Raw genomic sequence first — 21,855 nt, 5'->3', positions numbered from 1 at the left:
ATATAAGTATTATCATTTTTGTTGTAGTTAGTTTTTTTTCCCATCTATTATTTTAGATGGGAAAATTTTATTTAAATAAGCTGAATACGCTATTGAAATTTATATCACATTAAACTATGAAAACCTCAAAACCACACATATTACTAATACTATCAGCCATTTTATTATTTGGGTTCAGCTGTAAAGAGAAGCCAATAGAAAAGAAAAATGAAGTAGAGAAAGCTGTAAAAAAACCAAATATTGTCGTCATTTATTTAGATGATTTGGGCTACGGAGATATCAGTTCATACGGGGCAACAGAACTGCAAACACCAAATATTGATGCTTTAGCTTCTGGAGGATTAAAATTTACTAATGGTTATGCATCATCGGCAACGTGTACACCGAGTAGGTATGCATTACTTACAGGTATGTATCCTTGGCGAAATAAAGATGCAAAAATATTACCGGGTACTGCTCCCCTCTTAATAAGTACTGAGCAACAAACCTTACCTAAAATGCTAAAAACCCAAGGCTATCAAACAGCTATCGTTGGTAAATGGCATCTTGGTTTAGGAACCGGAATGGTGAATTGGAACGAAAGAGTTTCGCCAGGACCAAATGAAGTTGGTTTTGATGAATCTTATATTTTAGCTGCTACGCAAGATAGAGTACCTACAGTATATATTGATAATGGAAATGTTGTCGGTTTAGATCCGAACGATCCAATATCTGTAGATTATAAAACAAATTTTGAAGGTGAACCAACAGCAATTTCAAATCCTGAAATGCTAAAAATGAAATGGCATCACGGGCACAATAATAGTATTGTAAACGGCATCCCTAGAATTGGTTTTATGAAAGGCGGTGATGCTGCTAAATGGAGCGATGTTGATATGGCTGATCATTTCTTGACAAAAGCACAAGACTATGTAAAAAATCATAAAGAGAAACCATTCTTTTTATATTATGCAATGCAACAACCTCATGTACCACGAACACCACATCCTCGTTTTGCAGGTAAGTCTGGCTTAGGACCTAGAGGCGATGTTATTCTAGAAGCAGACTGGTGTATAGGTGAGTTTATAAAAACTTTAAAGGAAGAAAAATTATTAGAAAACACACTCATAGTTTTCTCAAGTGATAACGGCCCTGTATTGAATGACGGATACTATGATGACGCTGTTGAAAAACTAGGAAAACATGATCCTAATGGAGGTTTAAGAGGTGGTAAATACAGCATCTTTGAAGCAGGTACACGAGTACCGTTCATTACTTATTGGAAAGGAAAAATTAAACCTGCTACTTCAGATGCTATCGTTTGCCAAATGGATTTATTAGCGTCGTTAGCAGACCTAGTGGGTACAGAAGACAATACTACTGATAGTGAAGATGTAATGAATGTATTATTAGGTGAAAGTCAAAAAGGAAGAGATAACCTAATTATTGAGGCTACAGGTAAAACGGCATTACGCCATGGAGATTGGTTAATGATTCCGCCATATAAAGGCAAAAACTTCAGAGAAAAAGTTAGCATAGAGGTTGGTAATTTCCCAGAATTTCAACTTTATAATTTGAAGGATGATGCAGGTCAACAAAATAATTTAGCCATATCTAATCCTGAAAAATTAGCAGAAATGACCAAAATTTTCGAATCATTAAGAGGAGTAGATTTTGAAAAAGGTGTAAAAGAAGTCATTTTTAGATAAGACTAGTATTTATATAAACTCAATTATCATGAATATCAAGTTCGTATTATTTTCAATGCTGTTTTCAATAGCATTAGTTTCATGTGCTCAAGAAAATAAAAAGCCAAACATTATATACATTTTAGCTGATGATATGGGCATTGGTGATTTGGGTTCTTACGGTCAAAAATTTATTCAAACACCGAACCTTGATAAAATGGCCGCCAATGGCATGAGGTTCACTCAACATTATAGTGGGGCAGCCGTGTGTGCACCTTCGCGTTCAACATTAATGACAGGTCAACATACTGGCCACACCCCTATTAGAGGAAATAAAGAAGTAGGTAATAACATAGAAGGTCAAGTACCAATACCTGCAAATACAGTAACACTTGCCGAAATTTTAAAGGCACAAGGTTATGCAACCGGTATGTTTGGTAAATGGGGACTTGGTTTTAACGAAGGGGACCCAAATAATCAAGGTTTTGATGAGTTTTATGGTTATAACGACCAAAAATTAGCGCATCGTTATTATCCACCCTATTTAAATCATAATCAAAAAAGAGATTCTCTTGAAGGTAATGATTGGACAAACAAAGTCACTTATGCACCAAACAAAATACAGGATCATAGACTTAAATTTTTAGAAGACAATAAAGACAAGCCATTTTTTGCATATATACCTTTGGTTTTACCACATGCCGAAATTATATCTCCTAATGATTCTATATTCAAACTATACGATGGTAAATTTATTGAAACACCATATACGGTAGATAATGATTATACATCAGATTATGGTCCGAATATCGTCAAACATCATTATGCATCTGTAGCGAAACCTTTAGCCACTTATGCTTCAATGGTTACTAGAATAGATGCATATGTAGGTCAAATTATTGATAAGGTAGATGAATTAGGTCTTGCAGATAATACCATTATTATGTTTGCAAGTGATAATGGCCCTACTACATTAGGCGGAGCTAGTCCAGATTTTTTTAGTAGCAATAGTGATTTTAAAGGCTATAAGCGAGATCTATATGAAGGTGGTATTAGAGCACCTTTTATCGTGGTTTGGCCAAATAAAGTAGAAAAGGCTAGCATAACCAACCACGTATCAACGTTCTGGGACGTTTTGCCAACTTTGACTGAAATCACCAATTCAGAAACACCTGATAATATTGATGGTATTTCATTTTTACCCACATTAATAGGTAAAGAAAACCAAGCTCAACATGATTATTTATACTGGGAATATAATATTAAAGGTGGAAGAAAAGCGGTTCGAAAAGGAAATTGGAAAGGTGTTTGGTACAATATGAATACCAAAAAACAAAGTCATTTAGAGCTATACAATCTAGCTGAAGATATATCTGAAACTACTGATGTTGCAGATAAACATCCAGAAATCGTTGCTGATTTTAAGCAAATTATGAAAGAGGCAAGAACAGATTCAGAATTGTTTCCATTTGAAAACTAAACTATACAAATAAAGGTAGATTGTATACCGCTACAATAGGTCAACACTGTTTGTATTTTCATTATTCTTATGAGTAATGAAGCATAATTGACATACATGAATAAAGAATTATTACATAAGATAAAAACAAACTTTGGTGAAAAGTTTGACACAAAGCCCTTAATGATATTTTCTCCTGGCAGAATCAATATTATTGGTGAACATACCGATTATAATGATGGCTTTGTATTTCCTGCCGCAGTAGATATGGGCATAATATTGGCCATACAAAAGAGTGACTCAATTATATCAACAGCGTATGCCCTAGATAAGCATGAAGAATTACAATTTTCTTTAGATGAACTGAAACCCTCGACCGAAGGTAGTTGGGAGAACTATATTAAAGGTGTGGTTGCCGAAATACAGAAGAGCGGTAAAACAATCGGAAATTTTAATTTAGTTTTTGGCGGAGATATTCCTGGAGGTGCAGGCATGTCTTCATCTGCTGCATTAGAGAATAGTGTAGTCTTTGGTTTGAATATTCTATTTGATTTACAGCTTTCAAAAGAAGAAATGATATTAATTTCTCAAAAGGCCGAACATAATTATGTAGGCGTAAAATGCGGAATTATGGATCAATATGCCAGTATGTTTGGTATTAAAGACAATGCATTACTTCTAGATTGTAGAACTGTAAAGTCTAAACCTTATAAAATTGATTTTAAAAGCTATCAGCTGATATTAATTAATACGAACGTTAAACACAGCCTATCTGACAGTGCTTACAATGACAGACGATCTGTATGCGAATCTATTTCAAAAATGCTAGATGTACAGGCTTTAAGAGATGCCACCATAAATGATCTGAAAAAGATTCAAGAACAGGTAACACCTGCAAACTACCAAAAAGCACTCTACATTATACAAGAAAATGAGAGGGTTATAATGGCATCTAAAGCTATTGAAGAAGGAAATTTAAATGTACTAGGCGAACTGCTTTTTGACTCACATAATGGGTTACAAAATCAGTATAAAGTAAGTTGCGACGAATTAGATTTTTTAGTGAATAAAGCAAAATCTAACAAACATGTTTTAGGGGCAAGAATGATGGGTGGCGGTTTTGGTGGTTGCACTATTAATTTAATATCGACTGAACATACCAATGCATTTACAGAAGATGTAGCTAAAAATTATAAAGAAAAATTCAATATTGACTGTACCGTTCATGCCATAAAACTTTCTGACGGTACAAAAATTATTGAATAATTAAAAAACTAAATGGAAAGAGAATTACAAGATTACTCACACAAACGTTTAAATATACTTACCGGTGAATGGGTTTTAGTTTCACCACATAGGTCAAAAAGACCATGGCAAGGCCAAAATGAAAAAATCTCAAAAGAAGTGAGACCTTCTCATGACGAAAATTGTTTTTTATGTGCTGGAAATCTTAGGATTAACGGAGAAAAAAATCCGGATTATAAGGATGTATTTGTTTTTACAAACGATTTTGCTGCATTACAGAAAGATTCTAAAGATTTTAAATTAGATGATGGGCTGTTTCAAGCTCAAAGTGAAAAAGGTGTTTGTAAAGTTATTTGTTTTAGTCCTGATCACTCTAAGAGTTTAGCTGACATGGAGGTTACCGATATTGCTAAAGTCGTAAAGGTTTGGCAAAAAGAATACCTTAAATTAAGTGTTAACGACACCATTAATTACGTACAAATTTTTGAAAACAAAGGTGCCGTTATGGGTTGTAGCAACCCACACCCGCATGGGCAAATATGGAGTCATTCTACATTATCAAATGAGGTTTACAAAAAAGACAAACATCAAAAAGAATACTTTTTTAAAAATAAAAGTAGTTTGCTGGGTGATTATTTAGCTCAAGAAATTAAGGCTGCAGAACGTATTATTTATCAGAATGATGCTTTTGTAGTATTAACTCCTTTTTGGGCAGTATGGCCTTTTGAGACCATGATTATACCCAAGAAACCTCAATCTAACATAACTACAATGTCATCTGAGGAAAGTATGGCTTTTGCAGATGCAATTTCTGCCATTACCAAGGCGTATGATAAGTTATTCGAATGTTCGTTTCCGTACTCTAGTGGAATTCATCAAGCTCCTACAAACGGTCAATCTAATCATCATTGGCATTGGCATATGAGTTTTTATCCTCCATTATTGCGAAGTGCTACGGTCAAGAAATTTATGGTGGGTTATGAAATGTTTGGAACACCACAACGAGATATCACAGCTGAACTAGCTGCTCAAAGACTGAAAGAATTAATTTAAAACTAATTCTTTCAGTCCTGTTGCTATTTACACTTGTAACCCTGCGCGTATAAGTAAATCTCTAGTCAATTTAATGCCTTCTTCTTCATTGCCTTCAGTGGTTCCATACTCGATGCCGACAAAACCAGTATACCCAAAATCTTTGACCATTTTCATCATTTTTAGATAATCAATACTTGTTTCATTACCGTCTTGGTCAAACGCTATTGCTTTAGCACTTACTCCCTTTGCAAAAGGCAGTATTTCTGCAAACCCTTTATACTTATCGTACTCTTCTATACATTCACGCTCCTTATTTTTTTGGATACAAAAATTTCCAAAATCTGGTAGGGTACCGCAATTTTCACGGTCTACATTTTTCATAATATTAGACAACCACAATCCATCAGAAGAAAACCCACCATGGTTTTCAACCAAAATATTAATATTAGAATCTTTCGAATAATCTAATAATTGTTGTAATGAGTCTAATGCTGCTTTTGTGGCTTCTTCTTTTTCAACCCCGCCACCTAAATTTACTCGAATGGCGTGACAACCTATAAAATGCGCTGCATCTATCCATTTGTAATGATTTTCTATAGCTTGTAAGCGTTTTTTAGAATCGACATCTGCAAGTTGCCCCTCCCTATCGATCATTATTAAAACATTCTCTACGCCTTCAGACTTAGCTCTGTTATTCATTTCGGCTAAGTACTTTTTATCTTGGGCCTTATCCATAAAAAATTGATTAACATACTCAAGTCCTTCACAATCAAAACTTCTGGCTTTTGCGGCAAAATCAAGATTATCCATTTTCCCAGACCGTAGTGCGTTGTGAAATGACCACTGCGCCAATGAAATTTTAAAAAACAAGTCTTTATTTAAAAAGTTCAAATCACCCATACCAAAGGCAGGAATACCCGTCATAGCTACCAAACTTGTTGCCTGAAGTGTTTTAGATATAAATTTTCGTCTTTGCATTACTTATATGTTATTTGAAATTATCTACTTCTTTATAGGCTTCGATTACCACTTGTTCTCCTGCTTTACCTGGCTTTGAATTTTTATGTTCCATACCAAGAATACCATCATACCCTTTTGAATCTATAAATTTCAAAACATTCTTATAATTGATTTCACCAGAAGTGGGTTCTGCCCTACCTGGGTTATCTCCAATTTGGATGTAAGCAATTTCATCCCAACAGGCATCCATATTTGGGATAAGGTTGCCCTCTTGAATCTGCTGATGATAGATATCGAATAAAATTTTACAGGAAGGTGAATTAACTGCCTTACATATTTCATAAGCCTGCGGTGATTCGGTTAAAAATGCACCAGGATGATTGAAAAAATTAAGTGGCTCTAAAACCATCGTTAAATCATGAGGTTCAAATATAGCCGACGCTTGTTTTAGAGTTTCAACAACATTGACCGTTTGATAGCCCATGCTTATTTTCGGTGCTACATTACCCGGTACTACAGTCATCCATTTAGCATTAACTCTTTTAGCTACCTCAACAGACTGTTTACAATACGCAAGAAATTCTTCCCGTTTACCTATATCACCAGATCCTACATGACCTTCCTTTAGAAATACCGCAACAAAAACACCCATTTCTAATCCGCGGTCTTGCATTGTTTTAGCCATCTTTTCTTGCAAGGCTACGTCCCTTTTCCGCATGGTATTATCTTCAAAAGCGGTAAAGCCTAGATCAGCCATAAAATTCAATTGATCGATAGGGTCTTTACCAACATGATTTTCAAACATGCCGATATGGGGTGCATATTTTAAATTAAAGCTGTTCTTTGTATTGGTATTCTGTTGGCTATTAAATGACATAAAACTTCCTGCCAATGGTAATGCACTACCCGCCAAAGCTGATTTTTTCATAAATTTCCTTCTTTCCATTTGTTCTTAATTATTCGGACCAAGCTCTGCCGTCAGTCAATTCATTTAAATCTCCACAGGGTATATATTCGCCAGGCACGGGCAAATATGCCAATACTTCTTCGCCTACATACTCATTACATTTATACCCCCAAACAACCAAATCGCGTAGTTTTTTAGCAAATGGCAATTCATCACTGTCTTTATCCGTTACCGCAGATTTCATTACGGGGGTTAAATCATTTATTGTCAGCGTTGATATTTCTGTTTTATCAGTTGCAACAAAGGCTTTCGCTGCTAAGTTGGTTAAGGTTGTTTTGAATGCTTCTTGTTGCTTATTGCCTAAACACTCAACCGCAAAAAAGTCGATGAATTTATGTACATCTAGTTCAGATGCCGATGGTGTTTCGGTTTTAGGTAATACCACATCAACAATCGTTTTAAGTAAACTTCCCTCTTCTTCTGAAAGGAATGTGGGTACCCATGCTACTGTTTTTTCATCTTTACAACTTTGTAATAAACCAACAAATGTGGGCACAGCAACAACATAGCCCATTGACAAACCCATTCGTATCAATACTTTTCTTCTATCCATTAGATGTTTCCGTTTTTAAGTTCTTGAGCGGCATGTTCAGCAGCTCTTGCTGTAAAAGCCATATAGGTAAGCGAAGGATTGACACAGCTTGAAGAAGCCATGAATGCGCCATCGGTAATATATACATTTGGTACTGCATGCACTTGATTATGTCCATTTACAACTGATGTCTTTGGGTCTCGCCCCATGCGTGCTGTACCCATTTCATGTATACCATGACCAAGGTTGTACTTACTATTGTTCATTTTTATATCATGGAAACCTGCTTTTTTAAGCATTTCTGCGGCTGATGTAGTAATATCTTCTCGCATGTTCAATTCATTTTCCCTTATCTCGGCATCAAAGGTTACTGTAGGTAAACCCCAACCATCTATGATTTCATAATCAAGGGTCATTCTATTATCTGAATAAGGGAGAATTTCACCGAAACCACCAACACCCATTACCCATCCACCAGGTTTTAAAATAGCTTCTTTTAAATCGACACCGACCCCAAGTTCAGCGATAGATGTTTTCCAATCTTTTCTACTAGCACCACCTTGATATCCAAAACCTCTGATATATTTTTTATCTTTTGATGTACCGTTTAAATTTTCAAACCTTGGTATGTATATTCCGTTAGGTCTTCGACCTTTGTAATATTTATCATCATAGCCATCGATTTTACCATTGGCGCCAGCACCTAAATGGTGATCCATAACGTTTCTACCCACTTGATCAGAATCATTCCCCATTCCGTTTGGAAACCGGTCTGATTTAGATTGCAATAGAATGGAGGCTGATGCAATAGCCGATGCACATAAAAAGATTACTTTGGCATTGAATACCATTTCTTCTTTTGTTAACCTATCGATTACTTTAACACCACTAGCTTTTTTGGTATTGGGATCGTAAACAACTTCAGTAACAATAGCATCTGGGCGTAGCGTTAAATTACCTGTACGCTCGGCAGCAGGCAGTGTAGATGAGTTACTGCTGAAGTAGCCCCCAAAAGGGCAACCTCTTGCACAGCGGTTTCTAAATTGGCATTTGGTTCGGCCTTCGAAGGGTTTATCACCAGTTATGTGAGCTATTCTACCAGCGGTAACTACTCGACCATCAAGGTTTTTATAAACTCCGTCCCTAAAATGTTGTTCTACACAATTCAGATCCATCATTGGTAGAAACTGACCATCGGGAAGTTGAGAGAGACCTAAATTCTCGCCCGAAACCCCAATATAAGTTTCTACCTTATCGTACCATGGTGCAATATCTTTATAGCGCACCGGCCAATCGACCCCGTGCCCATCATTTTTGTTCGCCTCAAAATCAAGATCGCTCCAACGGTAACTCTGTCTACCCCAGGTTATCGAACGACCACCAACATGGTAACCACGCATCCAATTAAAAGGTTTTGTCTCGTTATATGGATGTTCAAGATCATTAACGAACCACTTATATGAATCTGCAGACCTGCCTTTATTGGTTCTGCTTTGTTTTGGTCTTTTTGCTTTTTCGTCTAAAGAAAGTTCCATGCCATGAGGAAAATCCCATTCGTCCATATGAGCAGTTTTGTAATCTTTAATATGCTCAACCATTGGTCCTCGTTCAAGTATCAATGTTTTTAATCCTTTCTCACATAATTCTTTAGCTGCCCATCCACCAGATATACCGGTACCAACTACGATAGCATCGTAAGAATCTTGTTCTTCATTAAAATAAAATTTACTCATATGGCTGTTATTTTTAATAAGGCTTTACATTAACTACTCGCTTATAATAAAGTTTGCTTTGATAAGTAGTAAGAATCTCATCTACTTCAAATGACGTTCAAAAAGCGCAAAAAGATGTATGCGGTAGTGTATCTAGTGTCTCTCTCTGTAAATTAGTGATTTTCCAATCCAAAAGATGGTGGCGAGGTTATCATGTCCCTAATAACAAATGACACTTTTGCGTTTACCCAATTCATACTTATGCCACTTCAAAACAACCATCAGCGTATGGTCTGCAACTATTGTACATGGGTATTTTTACTTTTGTATGTAAGTACCATCTAATTTATAACACAATATGAAATGTGTTTTGGATGGATATAGGTTAGATCAATTATTCGATAACTGAGTGGCAACAAATTTACCAGGGGAAACATTATACTTTTCCTTAAATAGTTTACTAAAGTGCGTTCTACTTTTAAAGCCTGTCATTACACAAACTTCGCTGACTGATATCTTTTTATCTTGTGCCAGTAATTCTGCAGCCTTTCTTAAGCGAAATAATTTCAATAATTCAAAAGGGGTATTATTCGTCAAACTTTTTACCTTTTGATAAAAATGAGTACGATTCATAAATAAGTTACGCGCAAATTCATCGATATCTAAATCTTCATTAGACAGGTTTTCAGTCATCAAATTATATAACTTTTCTAGAAAAGCATCATCGTTTCGATTATTGATATTATTGTCTTTAACCATCGGTAGCCCGATTTCAAAACGCTCACGAAGTCTTTTTCTATTTTCAAGTAATGCTACCGTACGAGTTACTAATTGGCGTGCGTCGAAAGGTTTTTGAATATAGGCATCGGCGCCATCTTTTATACCTTGAATACGACTTTCAATATTTGCTAAAGCTGTTAGTAAAATTACAGGTATATGGCTTGTTTTTATATCTACCTTAATACGTTTACATAGTTCAAGACCATCCATTATAGGCATTTGAATGTCACTAATTAGTATGTCTGGCCATTGCTCATCCATTGCTTCCAAACATTCAGCTCCATTACCGAAAACTTTTACCTTAAAATGATCAGAAAGAATACCCGAGACATACATCTGCATATCTACGTTGTCTTCAACATAATAAATAATTTTATCTGCATAGTCATTAGGCATCTCAATTGGCGTGTTCTCAGCGTTTTGAAACCATTGATTTACCTCAACAACATTATTCTCAGCAGAAAGTATCTCTCGCTTTCTAGTCTCTTGGTCTAATGCCGATTCTTTTTTTACAACTGGCAACCGAACATTCATGGTCGTACCCATTTTAAGTTCACTCTCTGCCTCGATATAACCGTAGTGCATTTCTACCAATCGTTTTGAAAAAGCTAAACCTATACCTGAACCAACTGCATGTATATTTTGATTCTTTTTTGACCTAAAAAAGCGTTCAAAAATATGCGGTAAGTCTTCTTTATCTATACCTCTACCTGTATCACTAATTGTAACGTTTAAGTCTTTTTCTGAGGCTGAATAACTCACGCGTATTTTATCTCCAGCATCAGAGTATTTAAAAGCATTACTCAGTAAATTGTTGAATATTTTTTCTAATTTATTACGGTCTGCAGAAACTACAATATTCGAATTGTCTGCCACCACTTCTAATTCACGCTTCGTATTTTCAGCTAAAAAATGAAAATCGACCAACATATCCTTTAGAAAACTATCAAAATAGAATCTAGAATAATCCATTTCCATGACATTAGCGTCTACCCGCTCAAAGTCATTTACCTGATCAATAAGTTGACTTATCTTTCTTGATTGACGCTCAACAATATTTAATTTTTCTTCAACATCTTTATTCCCTTTAAATTTAACTGACAACAGTTTAATTGGACTGGATATTAAATTTAATGGTGTCTTTAGCTCATGTGAAATATTAGCAAAAAATCGAAGTTTCGCATCATTTATAGTCTTCTCTGCATTTTTCTCAAGTTTTTCTATTTGAAAATTATGCCGCAATTTCTGCATTTTTAAAATGTAATATAATATGGCACCTAGCAGCAACAGCATTAAAATTACGTAAAGAACATATGCTTGTGTAGTTTTCCAATATGGTGGCGCTATGTTTATAAAAAGTGTCTTAGGTGTTGTCCATTCTCCAACAGAATTAGATGCTGAAACTTGCAGCGTATATTTATTAGGCTGTAAACCGCTATAACTTATTGTTTTTTGATCAGAGGGGGTTTCTATCCATTCTTTATCAACCGGAAGAAGCTTATACTTAATTCTATGATTATCGGGAGCATTAAAATGAAGAGAATGTAAATCAATAGAGAAAACATTCTCATTATAGTGTAAATCAATTTTTGAAGAATCTGCAGGTCGTTCTGTTAAAAGAACCCTATCATGAATACTATCAAAAGGTTGAATTATTCGATTAGATATTCTAAAATCGCCAAATTGTAATTTAGGAAGCTCTTCTTCAATAGAAATGTCAGCCGTATTAAACAAACAAAAACCTTCTAAACCTGTTAACAACAATTTTCCATTACCCATTTTAGTAGCCGTATACCAAAAATCTTCAAAAGGCAAACCATCTTCTTTTTTAAACTTTCGAAATGTTTTGTCGACCGTAGAAAACTTATTTAAACCGATGTTGGTAGCAACCCAAAGGTTTTCTGTATTATCTACTAAAATACTCTTGACTACATTATTCGAAAGTCCTTGTTTTTCAGAATATGAAATAAATTCAGGCAATGTATCATCTTTTAAAACCAAACAAATACCTGCACCTTCAGTACCAAGCCAAAGTTCTCCCTTTGGCGTTCTAATTATCGATGAGACAAAATTGCTTGGCAAGCCATTGTCTTGACCATTTTTTTTGAATTGTTTAATGCTTAAGGATGTTAATGGTTTTTCTGAACTATTATCAATTCGTATAAGACCATCTTCAGCAGTACCAAGCCAAACAAAATCTTTTAAGGGGTCAACATAAACATATCTAATTAATGCTAGCCTGTTATTTTTAAACATGGCATGCGTGTTTAAATTTTCTAACTTTAAGACATTACCTTGTTCATCTATTTTTAATCGATAGACATCATTTTTACAGGTAACCCATATATTTCCTTTTTTATCTTCTGAGAATTTGTAAGGCATATCATTAGCCAATTCAGGCAAGATCGAAGTGTCTAAATGCTTAAGAGTATTTTCCTTTGCCCCCAAGAAGAAATAGCCTTCATCGGCAACCTTCAACAAAGTGTTCTTTTTTTTATCGATATATATTGCAGAAATTTCAGAATTATATCGCTGAGGTATTTTTAGGGGTACCGGTTCGAACTGGTTGGTGCTTGTATTATAAAGAGCTACTCCTCCTTCATTTTTGGTAAGGTAAAATCTATTTTGATCAAGTTTAGCAATATGCCTAATATGCATATTACTTACCCCAAAATCTAATTCTGAGCTAGAATCGATAGTTTTAAAAGGATTTGCCGAAGTATTAAATTGATATACGCCCTTGTCGAAAGTAGCCATCCAAATATCAGTATTACCAATCGACTTAAAAGAGCTTACTCGTAATAACCCCGAATCTGATTTAAAATGGTCATAACTCTGCGAATTTTGATCTAAAAAATCTGTGACTGTATTGAAACGAATAGCACCATCATTTAAAGTCCCTAGCCAAAGTTTTCCTGATGGGTCAATTTCTGCAAAATTAAAGCGATACTCAGGTAGTACGTCTTTCTTAATTAAACGGTAAGTAAGTTTAGTTCCATCAAACTCATATCGAACTACAGCAGCACCATTACGTTGGGTCACTAGAAACAAATTTTCGCCTATTGAAGTTACCGACCTGCAGAACTCAATATCATCTTCAAGTATAGATTGAAATTTACCATCCTCTAAATTAGATTCAAACAAACCATTTGAGGTTGCGAATAAAAACGAATCAGGTTTTATTTTTATTACCCCAACAAACTCCGCATTGTCTGCAGAAGAATTGGGTAAACTAAATTGCTTTATAAATTCATAATCTGTATTAAAAATTAATACCCCATCAGTTTGGGTTGTAGCAATACATCTATTCTTGTTTTCATCAAAAATAAAATTTCTAACAACAGGTCCTTTCTTCTCTTTATTGAGAGTTTTATTGGAATATAAATTTTTGAATTTGTCCGTTCGTTGATCATACAAGGTGATGCCCTCATCTGTTCCTATCCAAATATTACCATTACCATCTTCTGCAAGCGCCCGTATTCTATTACTTACAAAAATTTCACTATTGACGGTGTTTTTGAATGTTACTATTTCATAACCATCATAACGATTTAGACCGTCATAAGTACCAAACCACAAAAAACCCTTAGAATCTTCTAGAATTGCCGTTACGCCATTATGAGCAAGACCATCAGATATGGTCAAGTGCTTTTTATACTCCAAGCTATTTTCCTGAGCTGAAAGAATCATCGGAAACAAGCATAGCAAGAATAAAGCAAGAAAATTGCGACGAAAAAAAATCATTGAAAATTGAGTTATTAATTACAAGATAGCGGAAAAATCTGTGTTGGAAAATCTGTGTTGAAAAATCTGAAATAAAACCAAGAACAAATATCTCTGATAACAGAAAGTCGATACACTAACACAAATTACGCTAAATAAAAAAATAACCCTTTAACCCTAAGCTAAGTCGAAATTAATTATTGACTAGCTAGATTTTTATTTAAAAAGATGGAGTATAATCAATAAAGATAGAATGATAAATAATTATAGTAAATCAATAAAAATTGCTACGATTATAAAACGCAAAATACATTACCCCCTATTATTTGTTCATATAGAATTAGCCCTTTTTACATCGCTAAATTTTAGATCATCAAGAAAGCAACAAGTTATTATTAATTTAAATGCTAGAAATTGAACCGCATGTAATTACCCTTTTGTAGAATTATAAAGGTTTTTAGTTTTCTCTAAATATTTTAAAAACTAAATCTTTGGTCAATGGTTGTCCTTTCGCTTTTTCACGAATAGCATCGAAACTAAACCTAAAGTCGCATCCTGCTTTGTATTCGCTACAACCATAAGCCGTTTTACCTTTTATAATAATGCCCTTATTACATTTCGGACAACTATTATCTTCAGAAGTATTCTTTGCTTGCACTTTGGTATTCTTAGGTTCTAACTTTAGCTTATAGTTATCATCAAATCTAACTAAGCCTTCAACGGAAGCATTGTTAACTTTAAAGCCTTTTAAATTTACGGTCGAACCTTTTTGAAACAGTCTTACATATTGCTTTTCTGAAATGGTTTTCCCTTCAAATTTAAAAGGAATTACAAAATCACAAGTCTTATTAAACTCAGAACAGCCATAAGCTGATTTCCCTTTACGTATCGTTCCTTTTTCACATTTAGGACAAACCTCTGATGTTAACCCAGTAGGCTTTTCAACTGGCTTTTTCTTAGAAGCTGCTGCTGCAGGTTTATTATTTACAGCTGATATATTAGCTTTTCTAGTTTCACTTCGAACTTCGTAGACCAATTGATCTACCATTTGTTTCATCTGCTTGATAAAACTGCCTGCACTAAACGTACCTTTTTCTATATCTTTTAATTGCTTTTCCCATTTACCGGTAAGCTCGGCAGACTTCAGCATTTCATTTTGAATAGTATCTATTAACTGAATACCTGTAACTGTTGGTATCACTTGCTTTTTATTCCGCTTTATATATTTTCTGCGAAATAACGTTTCGATGATATTGGCACGTGTTGAAGGTCTACCAATACCATTTTCTTTCATTAACTCACGAAGTTCATCATCATCGACCTTTTTACCTGCTGTTTCCATCGCACGTAAAAGCGAAGCTTCTGTATACTGCTTTGGTGGCTTTGTTTGCTTTTCTAGAAATGAAGGTTCGTGAGGTCCTTTTTCGCCTTTCTTAAAAGTTGGCAATATTCCCGGTTCTTTCGATGTTGTATCAGGTGTTTCGAAAACAACACGCCACCCCTTTTCTAAAATCTCTTTTCCGGTGGTTTTAAACTTTACTGTTTCAGCTTTACCAATTACAGTTGTATTAGATACTTTACAATCTGGATAAAACACCGCAATAAAACGACGGACAATTATATCATAAACTTGCTGCTGGTTGTATTGCAAGTTCATTTGTTGACCGGTAGGAATAATAGCGTGGTGATCTGTAACCTTACTGTCGTCAAAAACCTTTTTTGTTTTCTTTATTTTCTTACCATCAAGAGGCTTTGTTAGCGTATCGTACTTGGTAAGATTCTTGAGTATACCTGGTACTTTAGGGTATACATCATTTGGTAAAAACGTGGTATCTACTCTTGGGTAGGTTACTACCTTTTGCTCATATAATTTCTGAACGATCTTTAACGTCTCGTCTGCACTAAATCCGAATTTGGTGTTACAATACACTTGCAAACCTGTTAAATCGAAAAGTTTTGGCGCATATTCATTGCCTGCTTTTTTGGTAGTGGAAACAATTTCGAAATCGTGCTCTTTTACAATATTGGCGAGTTTCTCGCCATCTTCTACTTTTAGAAAACGACCTTCTTCATAACTGAATAGAGTTTCGCGATATAATGTTTGCAGCTCCCAATAAGGTTGTGGCTTAAAATTCTCTATCTCTTTAAACCGATCTACTAACATTGCTAAGGTCGGTGTTTGTACACGCCCAACAGACAATACTTGTTTGTAGCCACCATGTTTTAAAGTGTATAAACGTGTAGCATTCATACCCAAAAGCCAATCGCCTATAGCACGAGAGAAGCCTGCGTAATATAAATTATCGTAATCTGTAGATGATTTTAAATTATTGAAACCTTCTTTTATAGCTTCTGTAGTCAATGACGAAATCCAAAGTCGTTCTACTTTGCCCTTGTAGTTCGCTTGATTTAATACCCAACGTTGTATTAATTCTCCCTCTTGCCCGGCATCACCACAGTTGATAACGACATCTGCTTTATCGAATAATTGCTTTATAATCTTAAACTGTTTTTGAATACCAGCATCTTTAGTTACTTTGGTTTCAAAATGTTCGGGCAACATTGGTAGATTATTTAAATCCCAACTTTTCCAATGTGGCTTGTAATCGTTTGGCTCTTTGAGCGTGCAAAGATGTCCGAAAGTATAGGTTACTGCATAGCCATTGCCTTCGTAATACCCATCATGTTTGGAATTTGCCCCAAGAACAGAAGCGATTTCTCGAGCTACAGATGGTTTTTCGGCAATACAGACTTTCATTTTATGTGTTGAAAATTAAAGATTTAGGCATGGGTCTTCGTCGAAGCAGTCATGGTTATTTATGAAACGAAAACTCACAACTGTCGAACATTATTATTAGGACAAATATATAAATTGTTTGCTACAGGTAATATTATATAAAAAGCTTCTAAAACTGAGTTCTAGAAGCTTTTTTATTCTGGTTAATTCGCAAATATAAAAAACATGCTAATTACGCTGAGTGTGCAAATAAAACTTCCCTGAAAAGTAGCTATAGGGTAGTTTCTGTTTTTACTTATTCTTTAGTACGTTAATGTATTATAACCATTAGCTTGTAGTTGTAAAACACGTACCGAGGCTGTCGGGGTAACATCGAGACCGTCAAAAAGTGTTTCTTCTGCCACACCTAGTTTTTCCATAGCAACACTGCATACACTAACTTTAACCTTACCCTTATATTTTTGAAAGAACTCTTCAAGCTCTGAACCTTTTACCAATTGAGTCACCACTTTACCTTTGACCACAATTTCGTATTCCTCTATCTTAACTCCATTTTCAATCAAAAGGTCATACATACTTAGCACACCCTTAAAATGCCTTTCTGTGGTGAGTATAAAACCATATTTAGGTGTTTTCTGTAAATCGGCAACAGCTTGTTCGTCTAATTTTTTTTGACCGTATACTTGTGTGCCACTAGCAATCATTACCACAATTACTAAAAGGGTTCGTAAAATATTATTCATAATTTATATTTTGATGGATGTATCTGTTATCTAAAAATACAGAAAATTAGTTCTAAATATTGCTTTAGGGATTATAAAAAAAGGAATCGTTTATCAGTATTGCCAAATACCATTAAACGATTATGAAAATAGAAGTAAAATATGCTTGAATTAAAGTAAAACAACGAATTCATTCTTAAGCACTGCTTCGTCATTATTGACCAGTACTTTTCTCAAAGACTTTGATAGCAACTCTTTCAATTCTTTGAAGGAAGATGATTTTCTCAAAAACTGATTAGCACCTTCATCTTTTAGCTGATTTACTTCTCTATCTCTATAAATTGAAGAATAAGCAATGATGTATATATCCTTAAATTGTTGAAAATTTCTTATATCCATAAGACACTCAAAACCATCCATAATAGGCATATATAAATCTAAAAATATTACGTGTGGTAAGGTAACATCAGAGAATAATCTATCCATTAAATCGATACCATTATCAAATTGAGATACTTCTGTATTTATATCTATACTCTTCAAAGCATCCATAAAAAAATCGCGGTCATCAAAATCGTCATCCGCAATATATATTTTCAGTTCTTGCATTATTTCTATATAAAGTGAAAATGTCTTTCAAAATTATATAGAAATATTAAATAAAATTCTACCAATAAAAACGAATAATGACTCTAAAGCATATACACTCTATCAATAAATACTTAAAAATCACTTATTTATTTTTTGTGTTTATTAATAAGTGCACAAAGCGTTTCCTCTGATAATATAATTCGGATTACCTCTTCTAGTTAAAATTATCATGCCCTATCTTATTCAACAAATTCTTTGCCGCTAGCCAAAATCTTTTAGAAGTCGGATTAGGAATAACCGACATATCGGGAATTTCAAATTCGGGACTAACCATTAACTTAATATATTGAAAAGCTTCGTTTGGCAGTTTATCTGAGAGATACGCCATACTCCATGTATCGAACTCCCTTGAATAAATATTACCTTGAGATAGAAGAATAACTTCATAATGTCGAGTATCTACCCTTATTTTCTCAAATAATGCCATGACTATCTCGGCATCGCCTTCTAAGTATTGCACAAAAAAACCATCATGATAGATAAGACATCCTGTAATATCATGTTTGCCATTAAAATCTCTTGATTCCAATAAAATTTCATCAACCTGAGCAGGTGTTAGGCTATTGGCAATTGACTTATACACAAGATTGTACATATAGTAAGGTATATAGGACTACTTAAAACAGTTATTAAGATAGCAACTTTCAATCAATTACATGTACTTAATAGTGTTATTTTTCTTACAAAAACTATTTATCATTAGATTTCTTCGAATACGACAATAAACAACAAACATTATACCCTAAGAGTCAATTTTAAATGTGATAGCGACTATAGAAATTTATTTAAGGCCATAATTTTCAATGGAATCTGAAAATATGAAAATCATGAAAAATAAAATTATAGTTACCCTAGCATTAACTGCCATTTTGAGCTCATGTTCGAGTACTAAAAAAACGACTTCAAACATTACCGAAACAACTACTAAGCAAAATGTAACAAGCACGAAAGCAACAAAAAGTACTACTACCGAATCACCAATGGCTCAAAATAATATGGCGACGCAAGTGAATGGATCAACTGGTGCCATGAACACTATTGGGGCAAAAAATAGCTCAAAAGGTTTAGGTACCGAATATTCAGAAATGTTTACTGCCTTAGAGATGAGCGAAAATCAAATTAGCATTTTCAAATCTTCTATGGAACGTTTTAAAACAAAACAGGCAAATACGACTAGCGGCGAAATGTTAGGCAGTTTAGAAAGTGAGCGTACACGACAGATGGAAGGTATTTTGTCTAGCGCACAGTATGCTAAATACGAGCAATGGTTAACAGACAATCAATAAGTAGCCAATTCATATTCATGCATTGCATTAATACTAAAAGGGATGCAACAAAGCTTTTGAAAGCACCTCATATACCTTTACAGTATACTAATTATAAAATAATATTACCATGATAAAACCCACAACAGAAGTACCTGATTTAAAAATACCATTAATTAACGATACGCAGTGGAGCTTATATGACCAAGCCAGTACATCTTTTACTATGATCGTTTTTTATAGGGGATTGCATTGTCCAGTTTGTAAAAACTATCTGGAAGATCTAGCAACAAAATTAAAAGATTTTAGTGACAGAGGTGTTCACTTAATTGCAATTAGTAGTGATAGTGAAGAACGGGCTAAGAAAGCTGGTAAAGAATGGAATATACCAGAATTGCCTGTGGGTTATAATTTACCTATTGAGACTGCTAGAGAGTGGGGATTATATGTTTCTAAAAAAACGTCAGATAAAGAACCAGATGAATTTTCTGAACCTGGTTTATTTTTAATTCGCCCCGACAATACCTTATATGCAAGTGCTATTCAAACAATGCCATTTGCAAGACCTCATTGGGATGATATTTTGAATGCCATAGATTACGTCAACAAAAACAACTACCCTGCAAGAGGTGGTGAGTAAGATAAATTGAAATTAAAAGTATTCTAGTGATTTGTTCTTTACATAGAGCAAATCACTATTTTTTTTTGTCAAACCTGCAAATAGTTCTAATAAAAAAACCCTTTTGATGGCAATCATCAATGTAAGATTACAAACTTTGCTTAGCCTTATTATATCTATAATTACAATATAAAAACCATGGTTACCCACTACTTTAAATAAAAAACCACTTTTATCTAAATCGACAAAAGTGGCTCTGTAATATATTAGTAAGTTTTATTCTATTTTTCATCCATAGCACTAGTCATTTTAAAACCAATAAACAAACCTATACCTGCCATTAAGAAAATTGTTGCCGGATAAATTGTATCTGAATCTAGAGATGTAAAGTGATCTATTAATGTTGCTATGAAAATACCTAAACCTATGCCCATAAGAAGCAAAGAGAGGTTAAGGATTATAACTTTCGAAACTGGCGATTTACCTGTGCCTCTAGTAAAAATACTGGCATCTGCTCCTTTTTCAATAAGTGCCAAACGCTCCTTATTTCTACTAGAGATAAACAAATAAAATATTCCGAAGATTGATCCGAATAGTACTAAGGGAATAATGATTGCTGGGTCCATAACTTTTGTTTTTTAATTGATTAATATAATTTTGATTCATAGCATATGACGACAGCTTTAAAAGTAAGGTTACACTTTTATTAAAATAATTTCAACAATAGATGTAACCTTAGCATAAGGTCTATCGTCTTACATACAAATGAACATAAACGACCAACCACTAATTGATGCTATCTTGGCAGGCGATACGCAATCGTTTAATGTTATTGTAGACCGATATAAAGATTTGGTATTCACCCTTGCATTGCGAATTCTAAAACATAGAGAAGAAGCTGAAGAAGCATCTCAAGATACATTTATTAAGGTATTTCGTTCTCTTAATAGATTTAAAGGCGATTCAAAACTTTCAACCTGGATTTATAAAGTAGCATATTTTACTTGTTTAGATAGATTGAAAAAACAAAAAAGAGAACAACATATAGTTGCCATTGACGAATTCACCGAGCATCAAGTCAAAACAATTGACAACGCTTTAGATATGATGGAAAAAGAAGAGCGTAAAGTAGCTATTCAAGATTGTTTGCAACTACTGCCAAGTAATGATGTTGCCCTATTAACATTATTTTATTTTGAAGAATTGTCTTTAGAGGAAATTGCAAAAATTGTAGATTTAACTGCAAATAACGTTAAAGTAAAATTGTATAGAAGTCGAAAAAAGCTAGCAAGCATAGTAAGAGATAGAATAGAACCTGAAATATTGGAATATTATGAAAGAGATGGAAAATAATACATTAGAAAATCTAGCCGATAAAATCATGAAGGAGACAAAAATTGAAACTCCTTCAATAGACTTTACTTCTAAAATTATGTCGCAAGTTGACGTAATTGCGAATAGTGACCTCACTACCTATAAACCATTAATTTCTAAACCCGTTTGGATTGGCATACTAGCCATGATAACCGGAATTCTTACATATTCCTTTTTTACGACCTCAGCATCTAGCTTTTCATCCAACATAGATTTCAGTAATCTTTTTAATACCAGATTAAACCCTTCTATTTCAAATCACTTGTTTTCTAAAACAATGACACTTTCGATGGCTGTATTTGCACTATTGTTTGCTATTCAAATACCATTACTTAAAAAATACCTGAACAAAAGAGTAATCTGATTTTTGAAGTCTACACTTCATACTAAAACAAACTGGTAATGGC

The 21,855-nt window shown here is 34.2% G+C and carries 18 protein-coding genes; 8 read left to right on the top strand and 10 right to left on the bottom strand.

Annotated features, from left to right (window positions below; translation table 11 throughout):
- Positions 1-116: 116 nt before the first annotated feature.
- The 4 genes from QSV08_RS19445 (at position 117) to QSV08_RS19430 (ending at position 5,424) form a co-directional block, all read left to right on the top strand.
- Positions 117-1,688: a sulfatase family protein gene (locus QSV08_RS19445; protein WP_324025355.1), complete on the top strand. Its 1,572-nt coding sequence runs from the start codon at positions 117-119 to the stop codon at positions 1,686-1,688.
- A gap of 28 nt (positions 1,689-1,716) precedes the next feature.
- Complete coding sequence (locus QSV08_RS19440) at positions 1,717-3,147, top strand: arylsulfatase (protein ID WP_324025354.1); 1,431 nt, start codon at positions 1,717-1,719, stop codon at positions 3,145-3,147.
- A gap of 96 nt (positions 3,148-3,243) precedes the next feature.
- Complete coding sequence (gene galK / locus QSV08_RS19435) at positions 3,244-4,392, top strand: galactokinase (RefSeq protein WP_324025353.1); 1,149 nt, start codon at positions 3,244-3,246, stop codon at positions 4,390-4,392.
- Positions 4,393-4,404: 12 nt separating this feature from the next.
- Complete coding sequence (locus QSV08_RS19430; RefSeq protein WP_324025352.1) at positions 4,405-5,424, top strand: UDP-glucose--hexose-1-phosphate uridylyltransferase; 1,020 nt, start codon at positions 4,405-4,407, stop codon at positions 5,422-5,424.
- Between the two features lie 27 nt (positions 5,425-5,451).
- On the opposite strand, the gene QSV08_RS19425 is transcribed toward QSV08_RS19430, so the two are convergent.
- The 9 genes from QSV08_RS19425 to QSV08_RS19385 all read right to left on the bottom strand — a co-directional run bounded on the left by QSV08_RS19425 (position 5,452) and on the right by QSV08_RS19385 (position 18,785).
- Positions 5,452-6,384, bottom strand: a complete 933-nt coding sequence (locus QSV08_RS19425; protein ID WP_324025351.1) for a sugar phosphate isomerase/epimerase family protein — start codon at positions 6,382-6,384, stop codon at positions 5,452-5,454.
- A 10-nt stretch (positions 6,385-6,394) separates the two neighbouring features.
- Positions 6,395-7,312: a hydroxypyruvate isomerase family protein gene (locus QSV08_RS19420; protein WP_324025350.1), complete on the bottom strand. Its 918-nt coding sequence runs from the start codon at positions 7,310-7,312 to the stop codon at positions 6,395-6,397.
- A 10-nt stretch (positions 7,313-7,322) separates the two neighbouring features.
- Positions 7,323-7,886, bottom strand: a complete 564-nt coding sequence (locus QSV08_RS19415) for a gluconate 2-dehydrogenase subunit 3 family protein (RefSeq protein ID WP_324025349.1) — start codon at positions 7,884-7,886, stop codon at positions 7,323-7,325.
- Complete coding sequence (locus tag QSV08_RS19410; protein WP_324025348.1) at positions 7,886-9,598, bottom strand: GMC family oxidoreductase; 1,713 nt, start codon at positions 9,596-9,598, stop codon at positions 7,886-7,888. Before QSV08_RS19410 ends, QSV08_RS19415 begins: the two co-directional genes overlap by 1 nt.
- A 369-nt stretch (positions 9,599-9,967) precedes the next feature.
- A complete protein-coding gene (locus tag QSV08_RS19405) occupies positions 9,968-14,047 on the bottom strand; it encodes a hybrid sensor histidine kinase/response regulator transcription factor (RefSeq protein ID WP_324025347.1) in 4,080 nt (1,359 codons plus the stop codon).
- 490 nt (positions 14,048-14,537) lie between these two features.
- Positions 14,538-16,838 (bottom strand): DNA topoisomerase 3, encoded by a 2,301-nt coding sequence (locus tag QSV08_RS19400; RefSeq protein WP_324025346.1) that lies wholly within the window; start codon positions 16,836-16,838, stop codon positions 14,538-14,540.
- Positions 16,839-17,119: 281 nt separating this feature from the next.
- Positions 17,120-17,560, bottom strand: coding sequence for a DsrE family protein (locus tag QSV08_RS19395; RefSeq protein ID WP_324025345.1), 441 nt, complete (start codon positions 17,558-17,560; stop codon positions 17,120-17,122).
- A 150-nt stretch (positions 17,561-17,710) separates the two neighbouring features.
- The gene (locus QSV08_RS19390; RefSeq protein WP_324025344.1) at positions 17,711-18,148 is read right to left on the bottom strand and encodes a response regulator; all 438 of its coding nucleotides are present in this window, start codon (positions 18,146-18,148) and stop codon (positions 17,711-17,713) included.
- A 196-nt stretch (positions 18,149-18,344) separates the two neighbouring features.
- Positions 18,345-18,785, bottom strand: a complete 441-nt coding sequence (locus tag QSV08_RS19385) for a BLUF domain-containing protein (RefSeq protein ID WP_324025343.1) — start codon at positions 18,783-18,785, stop codon at positions 18,345-18,347.
- Between the two features lie 232 nt (positions 18,786-19,017).
- On the opposite strand from QSV08_RS19385, the gene QSV08_RS19380 reads away from it, so the two are divergent.
- Both QSV08_RS19380 and QSV08_RS19375 read left to right on the top strand, forming a co-directional pair.
- Positions 19,018-19,476 (top strand): hypothetical protein, encoded by a 459-nt coding sequence (locus QSV08_RS19380; RefSeq protein WP_324025342.1) that lies wholly within the window; start codon positions 19,018-19,020, stop codon positions 19,474-19,476.
- 109 nt (positions 19,477-19,585) lie between these two features.
- Positions 19,586-20,095 carry a peroxiredoxin-like family protein gene (locus QSV08_RS19375; protein ID WP_324025341.1) on the top strand — a complete coding sequence of 170 codons (510 nt, stop codon included), beginning with the start codon at positions 19,586-19,588 and terminating at the stop codon, positions 20,093-20,095.
- Between the two features lie 260 nt (positions 20,096-20,355).
- On the opposite strand, the gene QSV08_RS19370 is transcribed toward QSV08_RS19375, so the two are convergent.
- On the bottom strand, positions 20,356-20,700 hold the full coding sequence (locus QSV08_RS19370) for a DUF6249 domain-containing protein (protein ID WP_324025340.1): 345 nt from the start codon (positions 20,698-20,700) through the stop codon (positions 20,356-20,358).
- Positions 20,701-20,839: 139 nt separating this feature from the next.
- Here QSV08_RS19370 and QSV08_RS19365 point away from each other — a divergent pair, with 139 nt between their 5' ends.
- Positions 20,840-21,427: an RNA polymerase sigma factor gene (locus QSV08_RS19365; protein WP_282050683.1), complete on the top strand. Its 588-nt coding sequence runs from the start codon at positions 20,840-20,842 to the stop codon at positions 21,425-21,427.
- Complete coding sequence (locus QSV08_RS19360; RefSeq protein ID WP_324025339.1) at positions 21,408-21,812, top strand: hypothetical protein; 405 nt, start codon at positions 21,408-21,410, stop codon at positions 21,810-21,812. The genes QSV08_RS19365 and QSV08_RS19360 overlap by 20 nt, the downstream gene beginning before the upstream one ends.
- The last annotated feature ends 43 nt before the right edge of the window (positions 21,813-21,855 follow it).

Source organism: Maribacter sp. BPC-D8 (assembly GCF_035207705.1).
GTDB lineage: Bacteria > Bacteroidota > Bacteroidia > Flavobacteriales > Flavobacteriaceae > Maribacter.
This window is presented reverse-complemented; position numbering and strand designations above follow the sequence as displayed.